General features: G+C 37.5%; 14 protein-coding genes and 1 pseudogene. 1 reads left to right on the forward strand and 14 read right to left on the reverse strand.

Translation table 11 applies throughout. The features are described from left to right. Positions 1-105 precede the first annotated feature (105 nt). Entirely contained in the window at positions 106-840 is a 735-nt protein-coding gene (locus tag OR571_RS19340) for a YqcI/YcgG family protein (RefSeq protein WP_282245232.1), read from the forward strand. Positions 841-1,025: 185 nt separating this feature from the next. Here OR571_RS19340 and OR571_RS19345 read toward each other — a convergent pair whose 3' ends face one another. The 14 genes and pseudogenes from OR571_RS19345 to rny all read right to left on the reverse strand — a co-directional run bounded on the left by OR571_RS19345 (position 1,026) and on the right by rny (position 16,249). Then, positions 1,026-1,376, reverse strand: coding sequence for a YxeA family protein (locus OR571_RS19345; protein WP_282245234.1), 351 nt, complete (start codon positions 1,374-1,376; stop codon positions 1,026-1,028). A gap of 245 nt (positions 1,377-1,621) precedes the next feature. Next, positions 1,622-2,329: an ABC transporter permease gene (locus OR571_RS19350; protein WP_282245236.1), complete on the reverse strand. Its 708-nt coding sequence runs from the start codon at positions 2,327-2,329 to the stop codon at positions 1,622-1,624. Further along, the gene (locus OR571_RS19355; protein ID WP_282245238.1) at positions 2,326-3,174 is read right to left on the reverse strand and encodes an ABC transporter ATP-binding protein; all 849 of its coding nucleotides are present in this window, start codon (positions 3,172-3,174) and stop codon (positions 2,326-2,328) included. Before OR571_RS19355 ends, OR571_RS19350 begins: the two co-directional genes overlap by 4 nt. A gap of 119 nt (positions 3,175-3,293) precedes the next feature. Then, entirely contained in the window at positions 3,294-4,310 is a 1,017-nt protein-coding gene (locus OR571_RS19360) for a LytTR family transcriptional regulator DNA-binding domain-containing protein (protein ID WP_282245240.1), read from the reverse strand. Between the two features lie 103 nt (positions 4,311-4,413). Beyond that, positions 4,414-6,429 (reverse strand): TRAP transporter permease, encoded by a 2,016-nt coding sequence (locus OR571_RS19365; RefSeq protein ID WP_282245242.1) that lies wholly within the window; start codon positions 6,427-6,429, stop codon positions 4,414-4,416. Continuing rightward, positions 6,422-6,925 carry a DUF1850 domain-containing protein gene (locus OR571_RS19370; RefSeq protein WP_282245244.1) on the reverse strand — a complete coding sequence of 168 codons (504 nt, stop codon included), beginning with the start codon at positions 6,923-6,925 and terminating at the stop codon, positions 6,422-6,424. Before OR571_RS19370 ends, OR571_RS19365 begins: the two co-directional genes overlap by 8 nt. Before the next feature lie 74 nt (positions 6,926-6,999). Continuing rightward, complete coding sequence (locus OR571_RS19375; RefSeq protein WP_282245245.1) at positions 7,000-8,016, reverse strand: TAXI family TRAP transporter solute-binding subunit; 1,017 nt, start codon at positions 8,014-8,016, stop codon at positions 7,000-7,002. Positions 8,017-8,214: 198 nt separating this feature from the next. After that, positions 8,215-8,649 carry a YlbF/YmcA family competence regulator gene (locus OR571_RS19380; protein WP_282245247.1) on the reverse strand — a complete coding sequence of 145 codons (435 nt, stop codon included), beginning with the start codon at positions 8,647-8,649 and terminating at the stop codon, positions 8,215-8,217. Beyond that, positions 8,649-10,195, reverse strand: a pseudogene (gene miaB / locus OR571_RS19385) (tRNA (N6-isopentenyl adenosine(37)-C2)-methylthiotransferase MiaB). Before miaB ends, OR571_RS19380 begins: the two are co-directional and overlap by 1 nt. Before the next feature lie 475 nt (positions 10,196-10,670). Continuing rightward, entirely contained in the window at positions 10,671-11,537 is an 867-nt protein-coding gene (locus OR571_RS19390; RefSeq protein WP_282245248.1) for a 2-oxoacid:ferredoxin oxidoreductase subunit beta, read from the reverse strand. Next, positions 11,537-13,279, reverse strand: a complete 1,743-nt coding sequence (locus tag OR571_RS19395; protein ID WP_282245250.1) for a 2-oxoacid:acceptor oxidoreductase subunit alpha — start codon at positions 13,277-13,279, stop codon at positions 11,537-11,539. The genes OR571_RS19390 and OR571_RS19395 overlap by 1 nt, the downstream gene beginning before the upstream one ends. 208 nt (positions 13,280-13,487) lie before the next feature. Beyond that, a complete protein-coding gene (locus OR571_RS19400) occupies positions 13,488-13,754 on the reverse strand; it encodes a stage V sporulation protein S (protein ID WP_093060206.1) in 267 nt (88 codons plus the stop codon). Positions 13,755-13,839: 85 nt separating this feature from the next. Continuing rightward, positions 13,840-14,637 carry a TIGR00282 family metallophosphoesterase gene (locus OR571_RS19405; protein ID WP_282245262.1) on the reverse strand — a complete coding sequence of 266 codons (798 nt, stop codon included), beginning with the start codon at positions 14,635-14,637 and terminating at the stop codon, positions 13,840-13,842. A gap of 52 nt (positions 14,638-14,689) precedes the next feature. Further along, complete coding sequence (gene rny / locus OR571_RS19410) at positions 14,690-16,249, reverse strand: ribonuclease Y (RefSeq protein WP_282245264.1); 1,560 nt, start codon at positions 16,247-16,249, stop codon at positions 14,690-14,692. Positions 16,250-16,388 lie beyond the last annotated feature (139 nt).

The raw sequence follows: 16,388 nt of genomic DNA on the forward strand, positions 1-16,388 counted from the left end.
CCTTTTTGTGCAATTTATTTTCATTTAACCTTGTTGTTTCAGGAAATTTATGATGGGGTAAAGAATAAACATATATATGTGAATAAAGATAGTGGAGGAGATTGTGTGATTACAAAAGAAAAAGCATTATTAACAAAAGAAGATTTTCATACGAGAACAGACTTACCTAGTTGGCTTTATAAGGAATATGAAACTTTTCATAATACAGTAACAGATAAAACATTCCCATGCTTTTTTGGAATGAGTGGCGAACTGAAAGGCGAGCTCCGCTATGCTTATATTACCCAAGACGACTGGAGTAATCTACCGTCTGCTGTAGCAGGCTTTCTAGATTTATTTAAATTACCAAACTACAAGAGACACGGTCTTTTTGTATTTGTAGAGCCTTTTGAACAAGAGGGTTCTATCGATGATTACCGAAAGCAGTTTTGGGAAATCCTCCAATACTTACACGAAGTCGATGAAGTAGAATGGCCGGAAGATAGTCCGCGAGACCCTGAGCATTACTTATGGGATTTCCGATTCAATGGAGAGCCAATCTTCGTATTCGGTAACACTCCTGCATACAAAAAACGAAAGACACGTGATTTAGGAAACGCAATGGTTCTTGGATTCCAGCCTCGTAAAATATTTAAAGGATTAGAAGGAACTGAAAAAGGTGGTATTATGTCACGCGAAAAAGTCCGAAAACGTGTAGAAGCTTGGGATCAGTTGCCGAAGCATCCAGATATCGGTCACTTTGGCGATCCTACGCATAATGAATGGAAGCAGTTCTTTATCGGTGATGATATTGAGCCAATTCAAGGAAAATGTCCATTTCAACATAAATCACAAGCATAAAGCAATTAAAAAGGTTTAGGAATGGTGTGTTCCGAAACCAACTGAAGTATAAAAAATAAGATAATTTTTTCTTGTCTGTTATCGATATTCTTCCTATATCTTCACATTAAAAAGCTCAGTGGATACTTGTACTGAGCTTTTTAGTGTGAATTTTATTATTATAAGGAAACAATTTTTTGGTCCTATTATAGTTTATCTCGAACAGCAGAAGGAATCTCCTTCTGCTGGACTTCTTCCCATGATTTCACATAAGTTCTTTTAGTATCTACTTTTAAATATGCTCCCTCTCGTAAATGTTTACTGGCGGTAAAAGCAATCTGAACTTTCTTACCATCTTCATTAATTCCTTCTAAGATATATTCGTATGTCTTTGAATCTATCCTTTCTCCAATTTGATCAATCCTTACGAAAACATCCTTATGTGAGATAAATGGGTTTAACATATCTGCCAGCTCGTTCTTAACTAAAAGAGACATAGATAATATTAGTATAACCGCCACAATCAGGGTTCCAATTGCTATCTTTACTGCTTTCATTCTTAAATTCCTCCTCCTTTTCCCCTTTTCGTACATTTTACAGGTAATAGAAAATATTAGCCTACGATTATGGTTACAAAATGATAAGAGAAGTGACGATTTTGTCACTTCTCACATAAGTACTAGCTAATACTTCCCGACTATCATACAAACAGGAAAATGAAGATGTTTCTTTTTAGCATGCATATTGGTTATTATTTACTTTTAATAAAAATGTGACTACTTCCGAGAAAATTCTCTACTAATCAATCAACCATACGCTTCCGATACACTACCACCGTCAATGCAAAGACCGCAACGATCCAAATTCCAATAATCCCTAAGTTCGGAAGCACTTGAACAAAACCTGCTCCTTGCTCTACTTCTTCTGCAAGCTCGATTAATTGGATGTTCGGTAAAAATTCCGCAACCTTCAATATCGGATACTTTTCCGTCAACGCAGTTACAAATGAACCCATTGTAAAAATCCCGATAACAGGTAGTACAATTACAGATGACTCCATAACAGATTTGGCAACAAGCCCTAATAATGTACCCATTCCGATATAAAATAATGTCGATAACAGAATCGCAATGGCTACAACCGCGACATTTGCTGGTCTATATTCTGATAAATATGCGCTAAAAAATACAACAATAATCGTTAATACAAATGTGAGCAAACTTTTCCCGCCGAGAATTTCTAGCGTACTTGCAGGTGATAGCATGAGTCCTCGTAACGTGTTCTTCTCTTTTTCTTCTGCTATTAAACAACATTGTACATAGGTTCCAACCATTGCAAACGCCATATTAATATTCATAAATTGGGTTTGAAGCGAATCGATTCCCATCCTTCCGTAAATTGCCGCCAAAATAATCGGAAAAAAAATGATGATGGAAACAGCCGAGTTTCTAGAAAAGTCTTTAAAATCTTTTTGAAGTATTGCGTTTACACGCTTCCATGAAATTGTCATACTAATTCCCCTCCCGTTACTTTCACAAAAATATCCCCTAATGTTGGTTCGTTGGAATGTACCGTTACCACTCGATTATCTTTCATTAATTGGTACATTTCTTCTGCTCCTGCTGCATCTCTACGGAGTTGTATTTTTTCATCATTCGTTAGTTCTACGATAATTGTAGCATCCGCATATTGCTTCTTTAACTTGTTTGGTTGATCGAGCAGACGGATCTTCCCTTTATTTAAAAAGGCAACGCGATTACACAATGTATCTGCTTCCTGCATATCATGCGTCGTTAAAAAAATGGTCGTTCCTTTTTTATTGAGCGCACGTAATCCCTCATATATATGAAGGGTATTCACCGGATCCAGTGCAGATGTTGGTTCATCTAAAAATAATAGCTCTGGTTCATGCAAAATTGCCCTTGCTAAAACGACACGCTGCGTCATCCCTTTTGATAATGTAGCCACTTTTTTCTTGCTTTCTTCTTTTAAATTAACGAATCCAAGGGCCTCATCAATTTTAGAAAGTGGGAGATCATATAGCTCGCAATACAATTTTAAATTCTCATAAATGGTCAATCTTCTATACAGGCCACTATTATCTGTTAGTACGCCGAAACGTTTGCGTGCTTTTGGATTTTTCAGATGGGAAACATTTTCCCCAAAAACAAATGCTTCTCCTTCTGTCGGATCTAGTTGACCAGTTAATATTTTAATGGTTGTTGTTTTTCCCGAGCCACTTGGTCCCAGAAAGCCAAAAATTTCTCCTTTTTTTACTTCAAAATCGACCCCTTCAATTGCTTTAAAATTAGCAAAATATTTTGCTAAACCTTTCACTTCAATTGCGTTTTCCATATTCATCCTCCTAAATGGTTAGTTGTCTGTTTCGTTTCTACACAACTAACATTAAGCGGTTTTTATATGGAAAACAGCATATTTCCGGTGAAAGGAGTCATTTCCTTGGTGAATGGAGCTTATTTGAGGCCCAACATTCCCTTTAAATCCGCCATTTTCGTTTTGGATAAGGGAACGGAAGATTTTAATGCATCATCGAGTACGAGGCTATAACTATTTCTCGTCCACGTAATTACTTCCCGAACTTTTTGTAAATTCACGATATAGGAACGGTGACATCGGAAAAATCCAAACGGATATAATCGCTCCTCTAATTCATTTAGCGTAAACGTACAAGGAAAGCTTTCTCCTTTTATATGTAAAAAAGTTTGCCCTTCAGTACTTTCAATATAGTCAATTTCTGGTGGATCAAATAGCACGATTTTTTCATTTACTTTCGTTGGGATTTTTTCAAATCGGATTGGTTGTACAATTTTTTCTTCGGTTTCACTTTCTATTACGTTTACGTTATGGAGTTCCTCTGGATGCTCTTCTTCGGTTTGGACTATTTGAAGTCCTTTGTCATCCAAGCGAACAATTTTATCTGCAACAGTTACTGCTGTTTCTAAGTGACTTGTTAAAACAAGCACTGTTTTATTCAATTTTCGAAGCTCGTTAAAAACGGCGATAAATATTCGTTTCGATTCAACGTCCAAATTTTGATCAGGTTCTTCCATTATGTAAGTTTCCGCATTTTGAATCAGTATGTAAGCTAACTGAGCACGTTTTTTTTCGGAATATGTAAGGTCTTTTATTTTTTTGTTTTTCTTCGAATCCAGCTGTACTAAACGAGTAATCTCTTCGATTGATTGTTTGGATTGATACAATTGATGGTAAAACTTGAGAAACTCCTGCACTGTAAGGCGTTCGTGCAATCCTTCATGCAGAAAAAAGAACGCTAACTTCTTTTCATCCGCATATTGAATTTCTCCATTGGATAAAAAATTTCTTCCTAGTATTATTTCGATTAACTGCTCCCTTATGTTCACATTCGAACAAATAGCGGTAACTTCCCCACCAGCAATCGTTAAATCAAAAGCAGGAAATACGATGGAATCATATACTTGCTTTTCTGCTTGTATAAATTTGAGTGACATCCAAAATCCTCTTTTCTATTATTCTTAACATTTTAATTATAACAGTTTTCTATATATGCCCATATAGAAAAAACACGAACCCATAAAGGCTCGTGTTTTCCAATTAAGCTACTATTGCTTGTTTCTTTTTATCTGTTTTTTCACGTGTCATATATTGGATCGTGACAAGAATAGCAAAAATGATTAAGCCTGCAATGTCAGAATAACCTTCCGGATAAATTAATAATAACCCTGCAACCACAGCGAAAATTCTTTCAATCCAATTTACTTTACGATACCAATAACCAATTACTCCTGCACCAATAGCAATCATTCCGATTAATGCTGTAACGAAAACCCATATAATTTCCCACAAGGTTGTATCGATCATTAATAACGTCGGTGAAAATACAACCATATATGGAATAATGAAAGCGGCTATCGCTAACTTGGAAGCTTCCACACCCGTTTTAATTGGATCTCCACCTGAAATTCCAGATGCTGCAAAGGCAGCAAGGGCGACAGGCGGCGTAATATCTGCAATAATCCCAAAATAGAACACGAAGAAATGCGCTGATAATAATACGACAATCGGCACAGCACTTTGCGGTACGTCAGGTGCCAATAATGCAATAATAGCCGGTGCTGCAATTGTAGAAGTAATAACATAGTTAGCAGTTGTTGGAGCACCCATTCCTAATATTAGAGATGCAATCATAACAAAGAACAATGTTAAAATAATACTTCCTCCAGCTAGTTTTACTAAACTCGTTGCCAAGCTTAGTCCTAATCCAGTTTTCACAACAACCCCTACAATTATTCCAGCACACGCAGTAGCAGCTATAACACCTAGAGCTGTACGAGCACCATCCACTAATGCATCTAAAATCTCACGAGGACCTGTTTTTGTATCTCTGTTGATCATCCCAACGATGATACAAGCAACAATACCGTACATTGCAGAGTGAATGACAGGAACCCCTACCATCATCAACACGATGATTAAGAAAATCGGCAATATTAAATATAACTTTTTAAAGATTTTTTTACGATCTGGCATTTGCTCGTCTGTTAAACCACGTAATCCTAATCGCTTTGCTTCAAAATGCGTCATAATCCAAATTCCAGTGAAATATAAAACAGCAGGAATTGCAGCGGCTTTCGCGATATCCCAATACGTCACGCCACGACCAATAAATTCAACCATTAAGAAAGCAGCCGCCCCCATAATCGGTGGCATCAATTGTCCTCCAGTTGAAGAAGACGCCTCTACCGCACCGGCAAATTCCTTTTTATAACCGAGTGATTTCATCATAGGTATTGTATAGGCACCTGAGGTAACAACGTTTGCTACAGAGCTACCTGAAATTGTTCCTTGCAGCGCAGATGAAAAGATCGCTACTTTTGCAGGACCGCCAACCAGCTTCCCAGCTACTGCTATGGATAAATCATTAAAGTATTCTCCTACTCCCGTTTTTACTAGAAACGCCCCAAATAATAGGAATGCAAAAATATACGTAGAAGAAACGGCAAGAGGAGTCCCTAAAATTCCGTCCGTCGTAAAGAACATTAAATTAACGATGTTATCCACACTTTGCCCGCGATGGGCCATGAAATCTGGGAAATACGGTCCGAAATACGCATACACTAAAAACAAAGAAGCAATAATGGTAATAGGCAAGCCTACAGCACGTCTAGAAGCTTCTAATACTAGTAATATGGAAAGTAAACCTATAAAAAAGTCCAATCCCTCTAACTGGCCTAAACTTTGTACTAAACGATTGTAGTTAATTGTCCAGTAACTTCCGATTAAAATTGCTCCCGCAGCTAATATAAAATCATAAAATGGCACTTTTGTTTTCGAAAACTTTCGTCGTGCCGGAAATAATAAAAAAATAAAAACAAGTCCAAAGCCTAAATGGACCGTACGCTGAATTTGTGCTGGAAACTGACCAAAAATAGCCGTATACAATTGAAATAATGAAAACGCCATTAACCCAAAGTAAATAACATACTTCAATATTCCACCTAAAGTACGTGTATTCGATTCAAGATCATACTTCTCTAAAATGGCCTGTTGCTCCTCAACAGACAATTCATCAAACTGATTGTCTTGTAATTTCGGATCCTTTTTACCCATTCAATTCGACTCCTTTCATCTTTTCATATAAAGACAGTTTCTTCACTTCAAATATATATGATTTACCCCTAACTAGCTCTTCTTTTAAATTAAATTCCTTCGTCCCATAGCTGAAGCTTAACTTATAGTCAACATCACCAATATGTAAGGTAAAATCCTTCAATATCGCTTCCTCGTATCGCAACGTATAAATTCCATTTTCATACTGTAACGTTTGACCTTTCTCCGCATAACCGGGCATACCGATTGCAACATCGCTATATTGCATAGATAATAATCGAATTGCATTAGAATCTAGTACTCTATAACTCTCAATTACATCCGTCAGATGAATAGAGTGTGTAAAAATAATTTGAAAATCGGTTTCTCTACTCATCGGTATGTAGTGTAGAACTGGGTCCTCACTGCGTGTTTCTGTATACGTAAAAGCAGTCCAAAAAGGAATAAAAAATATAATAGGCATTAAGATGATTAGCCCCACAAGTATTTTTTTCACTTGTTGATTAACCCCATTTAATTCAAAAAGAGGCTCGAAGCTATTCGCAACTGAGCCCCTTTTTTATTTTTCAATTATTTATTTACTTCATCAAAATATTTTTGTGCACCAGGATGAACTTCGATACCGATTCCATCTAAACCAGTTTCCGCTTTAATGAATTCACCTTTTGCATGACTGATTTTATCTGTATTATCATAAATTGCTTTTGTCATTTGATATACAAGATCTTCTGGAAGTTCTTTCTTAACTGCAAGCATTGCCAGTACAGATACAGCTGGTACTTCTTCTGCTAAATCATAAGTACCTTTAGGAATAGCATCTTTCGCATAATATGGATATTTTTCGATTAATGCTTCTGCTTTATCGTTACTTACCGGAATGATGGATACTTTATTTGTTGCATTCAATGCTTCTACCGCACCAGTTGGATAACCAGCTGTGATGAATGCTGCATCGATTTGTCCAGATTGGATACCATCAGTTGACTCACCAAAGTCTAAGTTTTGTGCTTGGATATCATCCATTGTTAACCCGTGTATTTCAAGTAATTGTTCTGCATTTGCGTAAGTACCAGAACCTGGTGCGCCCACAGAAACTTTTTTACCTTTTAAATCTTCGTAAGAAGTAATACCTGAATCAGCAAGTGTTACTAATTGAATTGTTTCTGGATACAAGGCACCTAATGCAGTTACTGAATCCGTTTTCTTTCCTTCAAACATTAGGGTTCCTTCCGTTCCATAATACGCAATATCGGTTTGTACGAAAGCGATATCACCTTCGCCATTTTGCAAAGCAGTCATATTTGCAGCGGATGCTTGAGAAACTTCTGCTGTAGTTTTAACACCAGTTTCCGTTGTTATCAATTCAGCGAATGTACCGCCAAGTGGATAATAAGTTCCTTGTGTTCCACCAGTTAACAAGCTTAAAAACTTAGGTGCTTCGCTTGATTTTTCAGTTTCTCCGCCAGCACTACCATCAGTAGTAGAATCGCTGTCTGAAGTACCGCTATCTGTAGAACCACAAGCTGCTAATACTAATAAAACAAATAAGCTTAGAAGTGCTAACAAATTCCATTGCTTTTTCTTCATTCAAATTTCTCCCCTTATCTATAAATTTCCCCTATGTTCGTTACAATTCTACCATAAGTCGCTACTTAATTGTCAACCTATTATGCCAATTCGCTATTTTTAGATTATTATATATAATATATTACCGACTTATTAACTGACAAAATAAAAAACGCACATATAATCTTTTCAGATTATATGTGCGTTTTTCTTCAATTATTAAGAACAGCTATCATATGTTGTATTTTTTACTTTGGAGCCAGTTTCGCCTCTTAGTAGATCGCCTTCAGTTGCTTCGATAATTTGGTTTGTTACATTGTTAGAAATTGAGTTTGCAACTAATTGTAAAAGGCTGTTTACATCACCTTGTGATTGTTTGAACTCTTGTACAATTGGCAGTTCATCGATTTCTGCTTCGATTGCTTCGATTTTACCTTCAATCATTTTGAGTGCTTTTTCTTTTCCTAGATGTTGAAAGTTTACTGCTTGTTTTTGCAAACTTTTCAAACTAGCAATTTTTTCACGCACTGTTTGGTTTTCGTTAATTTGTGCTTCTGCACGTTTAAAGAAATCCACTTCTTCTGTATTGGCAATCATTGTTGCGATTTCTTTTGCTTTTTCAATAATATCGTCTCTAGTATATTTAGTAGTCATTATATTCCCACCTCTTGTTCTTTTTGTACTTCGACTAGTTCTCCAGTAAGTGACCAAGTTTTAGCATCTGTAATTTTTACTTGCACTAGCTGACCAATGATTTCTTTTGGTCCAACAAAGTTAACTAGCTTACTCTTTGGTGTATATCCTGCAAGTACTTCCGGGTTATTTTTACTTTCCCCTTCTACTAGTACTTCTACAATTTGTCCCTCGTATTTTTTCATTGCTTCTGCAGACATATCATTTACTAATTTATTTAAACGTTGGAGACGCTCTTTTTTCACTTCCATCGGTACATTATCAACCATTTTGGCAGCTGGAGTACCTTCACGTGGAGAGTAAATATACGTATAAGCAATTTCAAATCCTACTTCTTTGTATAAAGACATCGTTTCTTCAAATTGCTCATCTGTTTCGTTCGGGAATCCAACGATAATATCCGTTGTTAAAGAGACATTGGGAATAGCAGTTTTAATCTTACGAACTAGCTCTAAATAATGTTCTCTTGAATATTTACGAGCCATTATTTTGAGTATATCAGATGAACCAGATTGAACTGGCAAATGAATGTGATCAACTAGGTTACCACCTTTTGCAAGTACCTCGATTAATGATCATCAAAGTCTCGAGGGTGACTTGTCATGAAACGAATACGTGCTACATCAATCTTTCGAAGATCATCCATTAAATCACCAAATCGATAATCTAGGTCTTCGAAGTCTTTTCCGTATGCATTAACGTTTTGACCAAGTAGTGTCACTTCTTTATAGCCTTGCGCTGCAAGATGTCTAATTTCTTGAATAATATCCTCAGGACGACGGCTACGTTCTTTTCCTCTTGTATAAGGAACGATACAATACGTACAGAACTTATCGCATCCGTACATAATATTTACCCAAGCTTTAATAGAACCTTTACGAACGCGAGGTAAGTTTTCAATTACATCGCCTTCTTTAGACCAAACTTCTACGACCATTTCTTTTGAAAGGTAAGCTTCGTTTAGAATATTAGGTAAGCGGTGAATATTATGTGTTCCAAAAATCATATCCACTTGATTATAGGTTTTTAATATTTTATTGACGACGGATTCTTCTTGGGACATACATCCACATACACCGATTAATACGTCTGGATTGTTTTGTTTTAAGTGTTTTAAATGGCCTAGTTCACCAAATACTTTGTTTTCCGCATTTTCACGAATGGCACATGTATTTAGTAAAATAACATTTGCATCATCCACCGTGTCAGTAGGCTCATATCCAAGTTGCATGAAAATACCAGCCATAACTTCTGTATCATGCTCATTCATTTGGCAGCCATACGTACGAATATAAAATTTACGGTTTTGCCCCATTCCTTTAAATTGCTCAGCAATAGAAAAGTCATTATGGTAAGCAACTTCTTCTTTTCCTCGTTTTTTTGCTTCTTTTAAGGATGGTGGAGTATAAACTGATTGAAAATATTGGCTATAATCCTTCACGGATTTTTTGTCCGGAGAATTAGGTTCCTTTACTTGTGTACTTTGTAAACGCGATTCTTCGTTCATTAAGAAGACGCTCCTTTCTTTCCTTCGTAACTAATACGAATACCCATCAACCTATTATACTGAATACTGCACTATAGCTACAAGGTATAAAGCTTAAAAGTACTTATTTGGACATAAGAAAATGGGTTTGGGGTGGAAACGTTGGAGTTTGTACTGTTTTATTTTGGTGGTTTCGGGGGATCTTACGATTTAGGGGGGCTATCTTGCGATTTTTGCACTCCATTTTGCGATTCTAAGATTGGATCTTGCGATTTAGGGGTCCTATCTTGCGATTCCACACACCTTTCTTGCCATTCCTAATTTATGGAGGCGGATCTTGCGATTTGCGGACTCTATTTTGCGATTCTAAGTCTGTATCTTGCGATTTAGGGGTCCTATCTTGTGATTCCACACAACTATCTCCCGTTTCCGGAACTCTATCTTCCTATTCTCCACACACTAAAAAAGCCACCCCTTAAAGGTAGCTTTTTTATCATCACATAAAATCTTGTAATAATGTATTAAATTCTTTCTCACTCATCTTCAAATTCTGGTCTGCAAGTGGTGTTGGTGCATAACCAGGAACTTGCTCTTGATAGGAAGGTGCTTCTTCATTTTGATAAATGATTCCTGTTACTAATCCTTCGTTCTCCATGACAACTTGCATTGCTTGTTCGCGATTTGTATGGTCGTAGCCTTCTACATCGGAAAGCTTTGTTAAGTTTTCTTTGAACCAGTCATAGGTATTTACTTTATTGTACGTTACACAAGGACTGAACACATTGATGAAAGAAAAACCTTTATGGTTAATACCAGCCTCAATAATGGCAGTTAGTTCTTTAATATCAGAAGAGAAACCTTGTGCTACAAAAGTAGCTCCTGATGTTAGTGCTAGTTCTAGTGGTTTAAGAGAAGGCTCGATTGCTCCACCTGGAGTGGATTTCGTTTTAAATCCTTCTGCTGAGCGTGGAGAAGTTTGCCCTTTTGTTAAACCGTAAATTTGGTTGTCCATGACTACGTATGTTAAGTCGATATTACGTCGAATGGAATGAATTGTATGGCCGATACCGATTGCAAACCCGTCTCCGTCTCCACCAGAAGCAATTACATGCAGATCTTTATTTGCCATTTTCAAGCCTTGTGCAATCGGAAGTGCACGTCCGTGAATACCATGGAAACCATATGAATGGATATAGCCGGAAATACGTCCTGAACAGCCGATTCCTGAAATTACCGCTAGGTCGTGGGGCTGAATGCCAACATTGGCTGCCGCACGTTGAATAGCTGCTTGAACGGAGAAGTCGCCACATCCTGGGCACCAGTTTGGTTTTACATTATTACGAAAGTCTTTAAATGTTACCATTATTTAAGCAACTCCTTTACTTGTTTTTCAAGCTGTAATGGTAAGAATGGGGTTCCATCATATTTCAATACATTGATTACTTTATCATGACCGCCAACATTCATTTTTAAAATGTTTGCTAATTGGCCTGTTGCGTTATTTTCCACAACGACTACTTTTTTCGCATTTGCTACTAGTGGTTGCACTTCTTTTGCTGGGAATGGGTGGATCAAGCGGATATGTGCATGATTCACTTTCATTCCTTGTGCAATTAGCGTTTGCTGTAATTCTTCTAATACACCTCTAGTAGAATTGAATCCTACGAATAGAATGTCAGCTTCTTCATAAGGTGCACTTACATAAACTGGGTCGCTGAAGTTCACATGTTGTAGCTTTTTCATTCGTTTATCCATTTGCGCTTTTCGGTTTGATGCTGCTTCTGAAGGTTTACCCGTTTCATCATGCTCAACGCCTGTAACGTGGTGAATGGCATGTTTCGTACCAGGTAATACACGAGGAGAAACACCATCTTCTGTTACTTCATAACGTTTGAAGTATGATTTATCTTCTGCTTCTGGTATTTCATCTGTATTTATTAGGTTACCACGGCGAATTTCGATTTTAGAATAATCAAATGGATCTACTGTTTGTTTACCGAGTGAAAGCTGTAAATCCGATAAAATAATAACTGGAAGCTGTAGTTCTTCTGCTATATTAAAAGCTTGAATCGTATCATAAAATGCTTCTTCACCCGTACTTGGTGCTATAACTACTTTTGGAATCTCCCCATGTGTACCATAAATCATTTGCATAAGGTCCGATTGCTCTTGTTTTGTTGGAAGTCCAGTAGATGGTCCCCCACGCTGCGTATCAACAATAACTAATGGCTGCTCTGTCATACCTGAAAGACCAATCGCTTCCATCATTAAAGATAAACCAGGGCCCGCCGATGCTGTAAATGCACGTACACCACCGTAGTTAGATCCAATCGCCATTGTAGCTGCCGCGATTTCGTCTTCTGTTTGAATAACTGCTCCTCCAAATAAAGGCAGCTTTTTAATCATATATTCCATAATTTCAGAAGCTGGCGTAATTGGATATGCTGCCATAAATCGAACTCCCGCAGCCAAAGCTCCTAGTGCGATTGCATCATTACCAATCATAAACAGTCGGTGTTTGCCGTCTGCAGGGACAAGTTCCCATTCACCTAAACGGTCTCCTAGCTGTTCAGCCATCGTATCGAAGCCTTGTTGGATCGCTTGCATATTCTTCTCAACAACTTCTTGTCCTTTTTTACCAAATATCTCATCTACAACTTCTTGGAAAACTGCTTTATCTAGATTTAATAAGGCAGATGTAGCTCCTATTGCTACCATGTTTTTCATAAGAGATGTACCTAATTCAGCAGCAACCTCTGTAAATGGAACAATATACATTGGGGCAACGCAATCTTCCGGTGCTACTGGTGAGAATTTAGCATCTGCTAGAATAATGCTCTTTTCGGTTAGTTCTTTGTAGTTCACATCTATTGTTTCTTGATCGAAGGCTACTAAAATATCTAAATCATCTGGGATTGTACGCACTTGTGTAGGACGTACACAGATTTTGTTGTTTGTGTGGCCACCTTTAATTCGAGAAGAGAAATGACGGTATCCGTACAAATAATATCCGAGGCGGTTCATCGCCATAGAGAAAATTTCCCCTGTACTTTCAATACCCTCTCCTTGCTGCCCTCCTACTTTCCAAGAAAGCTGTTGCAACATATATAAACATCTCCTTACTGTCTCGTTGAATACTATTTTCTATTATTAAATGTTTTTTTACCTTCATAAGTTTACCATGAAGTAGTACGATTCACTATGTATTCACAATGTTTTTCCTCAAAATCAGACCTTTGACGGAATCAAATCGTCACAATATATTCTAATAAATAAAATGAAGTCGCTACGTTTTACAGTAGCGACTTCACGGTTATTTTACCTTTTTCTCTACTAATAACTTCAAAGCAGTTCGATCTTCACCCGATATGATGATATCTGTGAAAGCAGGTGAACAAGTTAAGTCTGTACCACTAGGTGCAACAAATCCTCTTGCGATGGCAATTGCCTTAATTGCCTGATTTAGTGCGCCTGCCCCTACTGCTTGCATCTCTGCATACCCTTGTTCTCTAATTACTGCAACAAGTGCTCCAGCAACTGAATTGGGGTTAGAACGAGAAGATACTTTTAAAGAATCCACTATCATTTCTCCTTTTATAGCTAGATTATGAACTTGCTTTCGTCCATAACCTACCTTATGCTTCGGAGTGATTATTTAGACTCTATTAGCCTTGAAATGGATAATCATCATTAATATAAACTCGTTCTTGGTGAACAGCTTTCCCCGTAGCATTATCTACTTCTACGAAAAAACCACTTAATACGGAACGACCACTTTTCGGTACTTCAAAACGAGTCGGCAAATTCGTTTGAAAACGATATAATACATCCTCTTTTTTCATCCCTAATACTTCATCGTAAGGCCCGGTCATTCCAACGTCAGTTATATACGCTGTACCGCCTGGTAATATACGAGAGTCTGCTGTTTGCACATGTGTATGCGTTCCTACAACGACTGATGCTTTCCCATCTAGATGCCAACCAAAAGCAATTTTTTCACTTGTTGCTTCCGCATGAAAATCAACAAAAACAATTGGTGATAATTTCTTCGCTTCTTCTACTAGCTCTGTCGCTTTTTTAAATGGATCATCATGAGGTGGCAAGAATGTTCTACCATGCATATTAATTACCGAAATAGTTTGCCCATTTTTCGTTACAGACGTCATCCCTTTTCCTGGTGCTTCTTCTGAAAAATTGGCAGGACGAATCAAATAATCCGTATCATCAATAAAGTCCATAATTTCTTTTTGATCCCAAGTATGGTTACCCATCGTAACCACATCTACACCCATATATAGCAGGTCTTGAAAAATTTTCTTCGTAATGCCGCGACCAGCCGCAGCATTTTCACCATTTGCAATGACAACATCTGGATTATATTTTCTTTTTAATCTTGGTAAATAACTTTCTAGTGTATCCCTACCAATCGAACCAACGATATCTCCTATAAATAAAATCTTCATTATTTACCCACTTCCTTAACGAAAAAAAGGCTTCTTAGTAGAAGCCTTCCTTCTATTTTGCGTATTCTACAGCTCTTGTTTCTCGAATAACAGTTACTTTAATATGACCAGGATAATCTAGTTCTTCTTCGATTCGCTTACGGATATCTCTTGCCAAACGATGAGCAGTAATATCATCGATTTGATCTGGACGAACCATAATACGAATCTCTCTTCCTGCTTGAATCGCAAAAGATTTTTCCACGCCATCATAGGATTCCGAAATTTCTTCCAGTTTCTCTAAACGACGAATGTAGTTTTCTAATGTTTCACTTCTTGCACCAGGTCGTGCTGCGGATAATGCATCTGCAGCTGCAACTAATACGGCAATAACAGAAGTTGCTTCTGTGTCGCCATGGTGAGATGCAATACTATTGATAACAACTGGATGTTCTTTGTATTTCGTTGCAAGCTCTACACCAATTTCAACATGACTTCCTTCTACTTCATGGTCAATTGCTTTCCCGATGTCGTGAAGTAATCCTGCACGTCTTGCAAGTGTTACATCTTCTCCAAGCTCAGCAGCAAGTAAGCCAGCTAAAACCGCTACTTCTGTTGAATGCTTCAATACGTTTTGACCGTAGCTTGTACGGTAACGTAAACGACCAAGGATTTTGATCAAGTCAGGATGTAAATTATGAACGCCTACATCAAATGTAGTTTGTTCTCCGATTTCTCGAATCTGTTCATCTACTTCTCTTCTCGATTTTTCTACCATTTCCTCAATACGGGCTGGATGAATTCGTCCATCTTGCACTAATTTTTCTAGTGCTAGACGAGCAGTTTCTCTTCGTATCGGATCAAATCCTGATAGTATAACAGCTTCTGGTGTATCATCAATGATTAAATCGATGCCAGTTAAAGTTTCGAGCGTACGAATATTACGACCTTCACGGCCAATGATACGGCCTTTCATTTCGTCATTCGGTAGATTAACAACGGAAACGGTTGTTTCTGCTACATGATCAGCTGCAAATCGTTGCAACGCAAGTGAAAGAATTTCACGAGACTTCTTATCCGCCTCTTCTTTTGCTCTTGTCTCCGATTCTTTTGTCATAACAGCGATATCCGTAGCCAGCTCATTTTCTACTTCTTGAAGAATAACAGCTCTTGCTTCTTCACGTGTTAATGTAGAAATTCGTTCAAGTTCACTTTGTTGTTTATCAACAAGCTCGTCCACTTTACTTTCTTTTCGTTCGATATGCTGTTGTCTTTCGGTTAGAGCATCTTCTTTACGCTCAAGACCTACTTCTCTCTTGTTTAGAGCATCATCCTTACGATCAAGGTTCTCTTCTCTTTGTAATAACCGATTTTCCTGTTTTTGCAGTTCCATACGGCGTTCACGGATGTCAGATTCTGCTTCATTTCGTAATTGGTGAGTTTCATCTTTGGCTTCTAGTAATGCTTCTTTCTTTAATGCTTCTGCTTCTCGCTTTGCTTCATCTAAGATGAGTGCAGAAGATTGTTTTGCACCAGTCACTTTTGAATCGTTCACGTTTTTCAGATAAATATAACCAACAACGGCACCGACGAAAAGACCAAGCAAAGCGGAGATGATAATTTCATATGGCATTCGAACACCCCCTATTGCTATTCTTTTTAAGTTTCAGTCGGCTCATATATGAAAGTACATATATGTATTGCCTTTTCATTATTTTATAAAGAAATTATACAATTTTAATTGTATAGATGTAGAAATACTCTGTCAAGGA

It is taken from the genome of Psychrobacillus sp. NEAU-3TGS, assembly GCF_029955155.1.
Taxonomy (GTDB): Bacteria; Bacillota; Bacilli; order Bacillales_A; family Planococcaceae; genus Psychrobacillus.

Bases quoted from the DNA above. Each gene is read 5' to 3' on its own strand.
- OR571_RS19345 (WP_282245234.1), bottom strand. From the start codon at position 1,376: ATGAAAGCAGTAAAGATAGCAATTGGAACCCTGATTGTGGCGGTTATA.
- OR571_RS19350 (WP_282245236.1), bottom strand. From the start codon at position 2,329: ATGACAATTTCATGGAAGCGTGTAAACGCAATACTTCAAAAAGATTTT.
- OR571_RS19355 (WP_282245238.1), bottom strand. From the start codon at position 3,174: ATGGAAAACGCAATTGAAGTGAAAGGTTTAGCAAAATATTTTGCTAAT.
- OR571_RS19360 (WP_282245240.1), bottom strand. From the start codon at position 4,310: ATGTCACTCAAATTTATACAAGCAGAAAAGCAAGTATATGATTCCATC.
- OR571_RS19365 (WP_282245242.1), bottom strand. From the start codon at position 6,429: ATGGGTAAAAAGGATCCGAAATTACAAGACAATCAGTTTGATGAATTG.
- OR571_RS19375 (WP_282245245.1), bottom strand. From the start codon at position 8,016: ATGAAGAAAAAGCAATGGAATTTGTTAGCACTTCTAAGCTTATTTGTT.
- OR571_RS19380 (WP_282245247.1), bottom strand. From the start codon at position 8,649: ATGACTACTAAATATACTAGAGACGATATTATTGAAAAAGCAAAAGAA.
- OR571_RS19390 (WP_282245248.1), bottom strand. From the start codon at position 11,537: ATGGTAACATTTAAAGACTTTCGTAATAATGTAAAACCAAACTGGTGC.
- OR571_RS19395 (WP_282245250.1), bottom strand. From the start codon at position 13,279: ATGTTGCAACAGCTTTCTTGGAAAGTAGGAGGGCAGCAAGGAGAGGGT.
- OR571_RS19405 (WP_282245262.1), bottom strand. From the start codon at position 14,637: ATGAAGATTTTATTTATAGGAGATATCGTTGGTTCGATTGGTAGGGAT.
- rny (WP_282245264.1), bottom strand. From the start codon at position 16,249: ATGCCATATGAAATTATCATCTCCGCTTTGCTTGGTCTTTTCGTCGGT.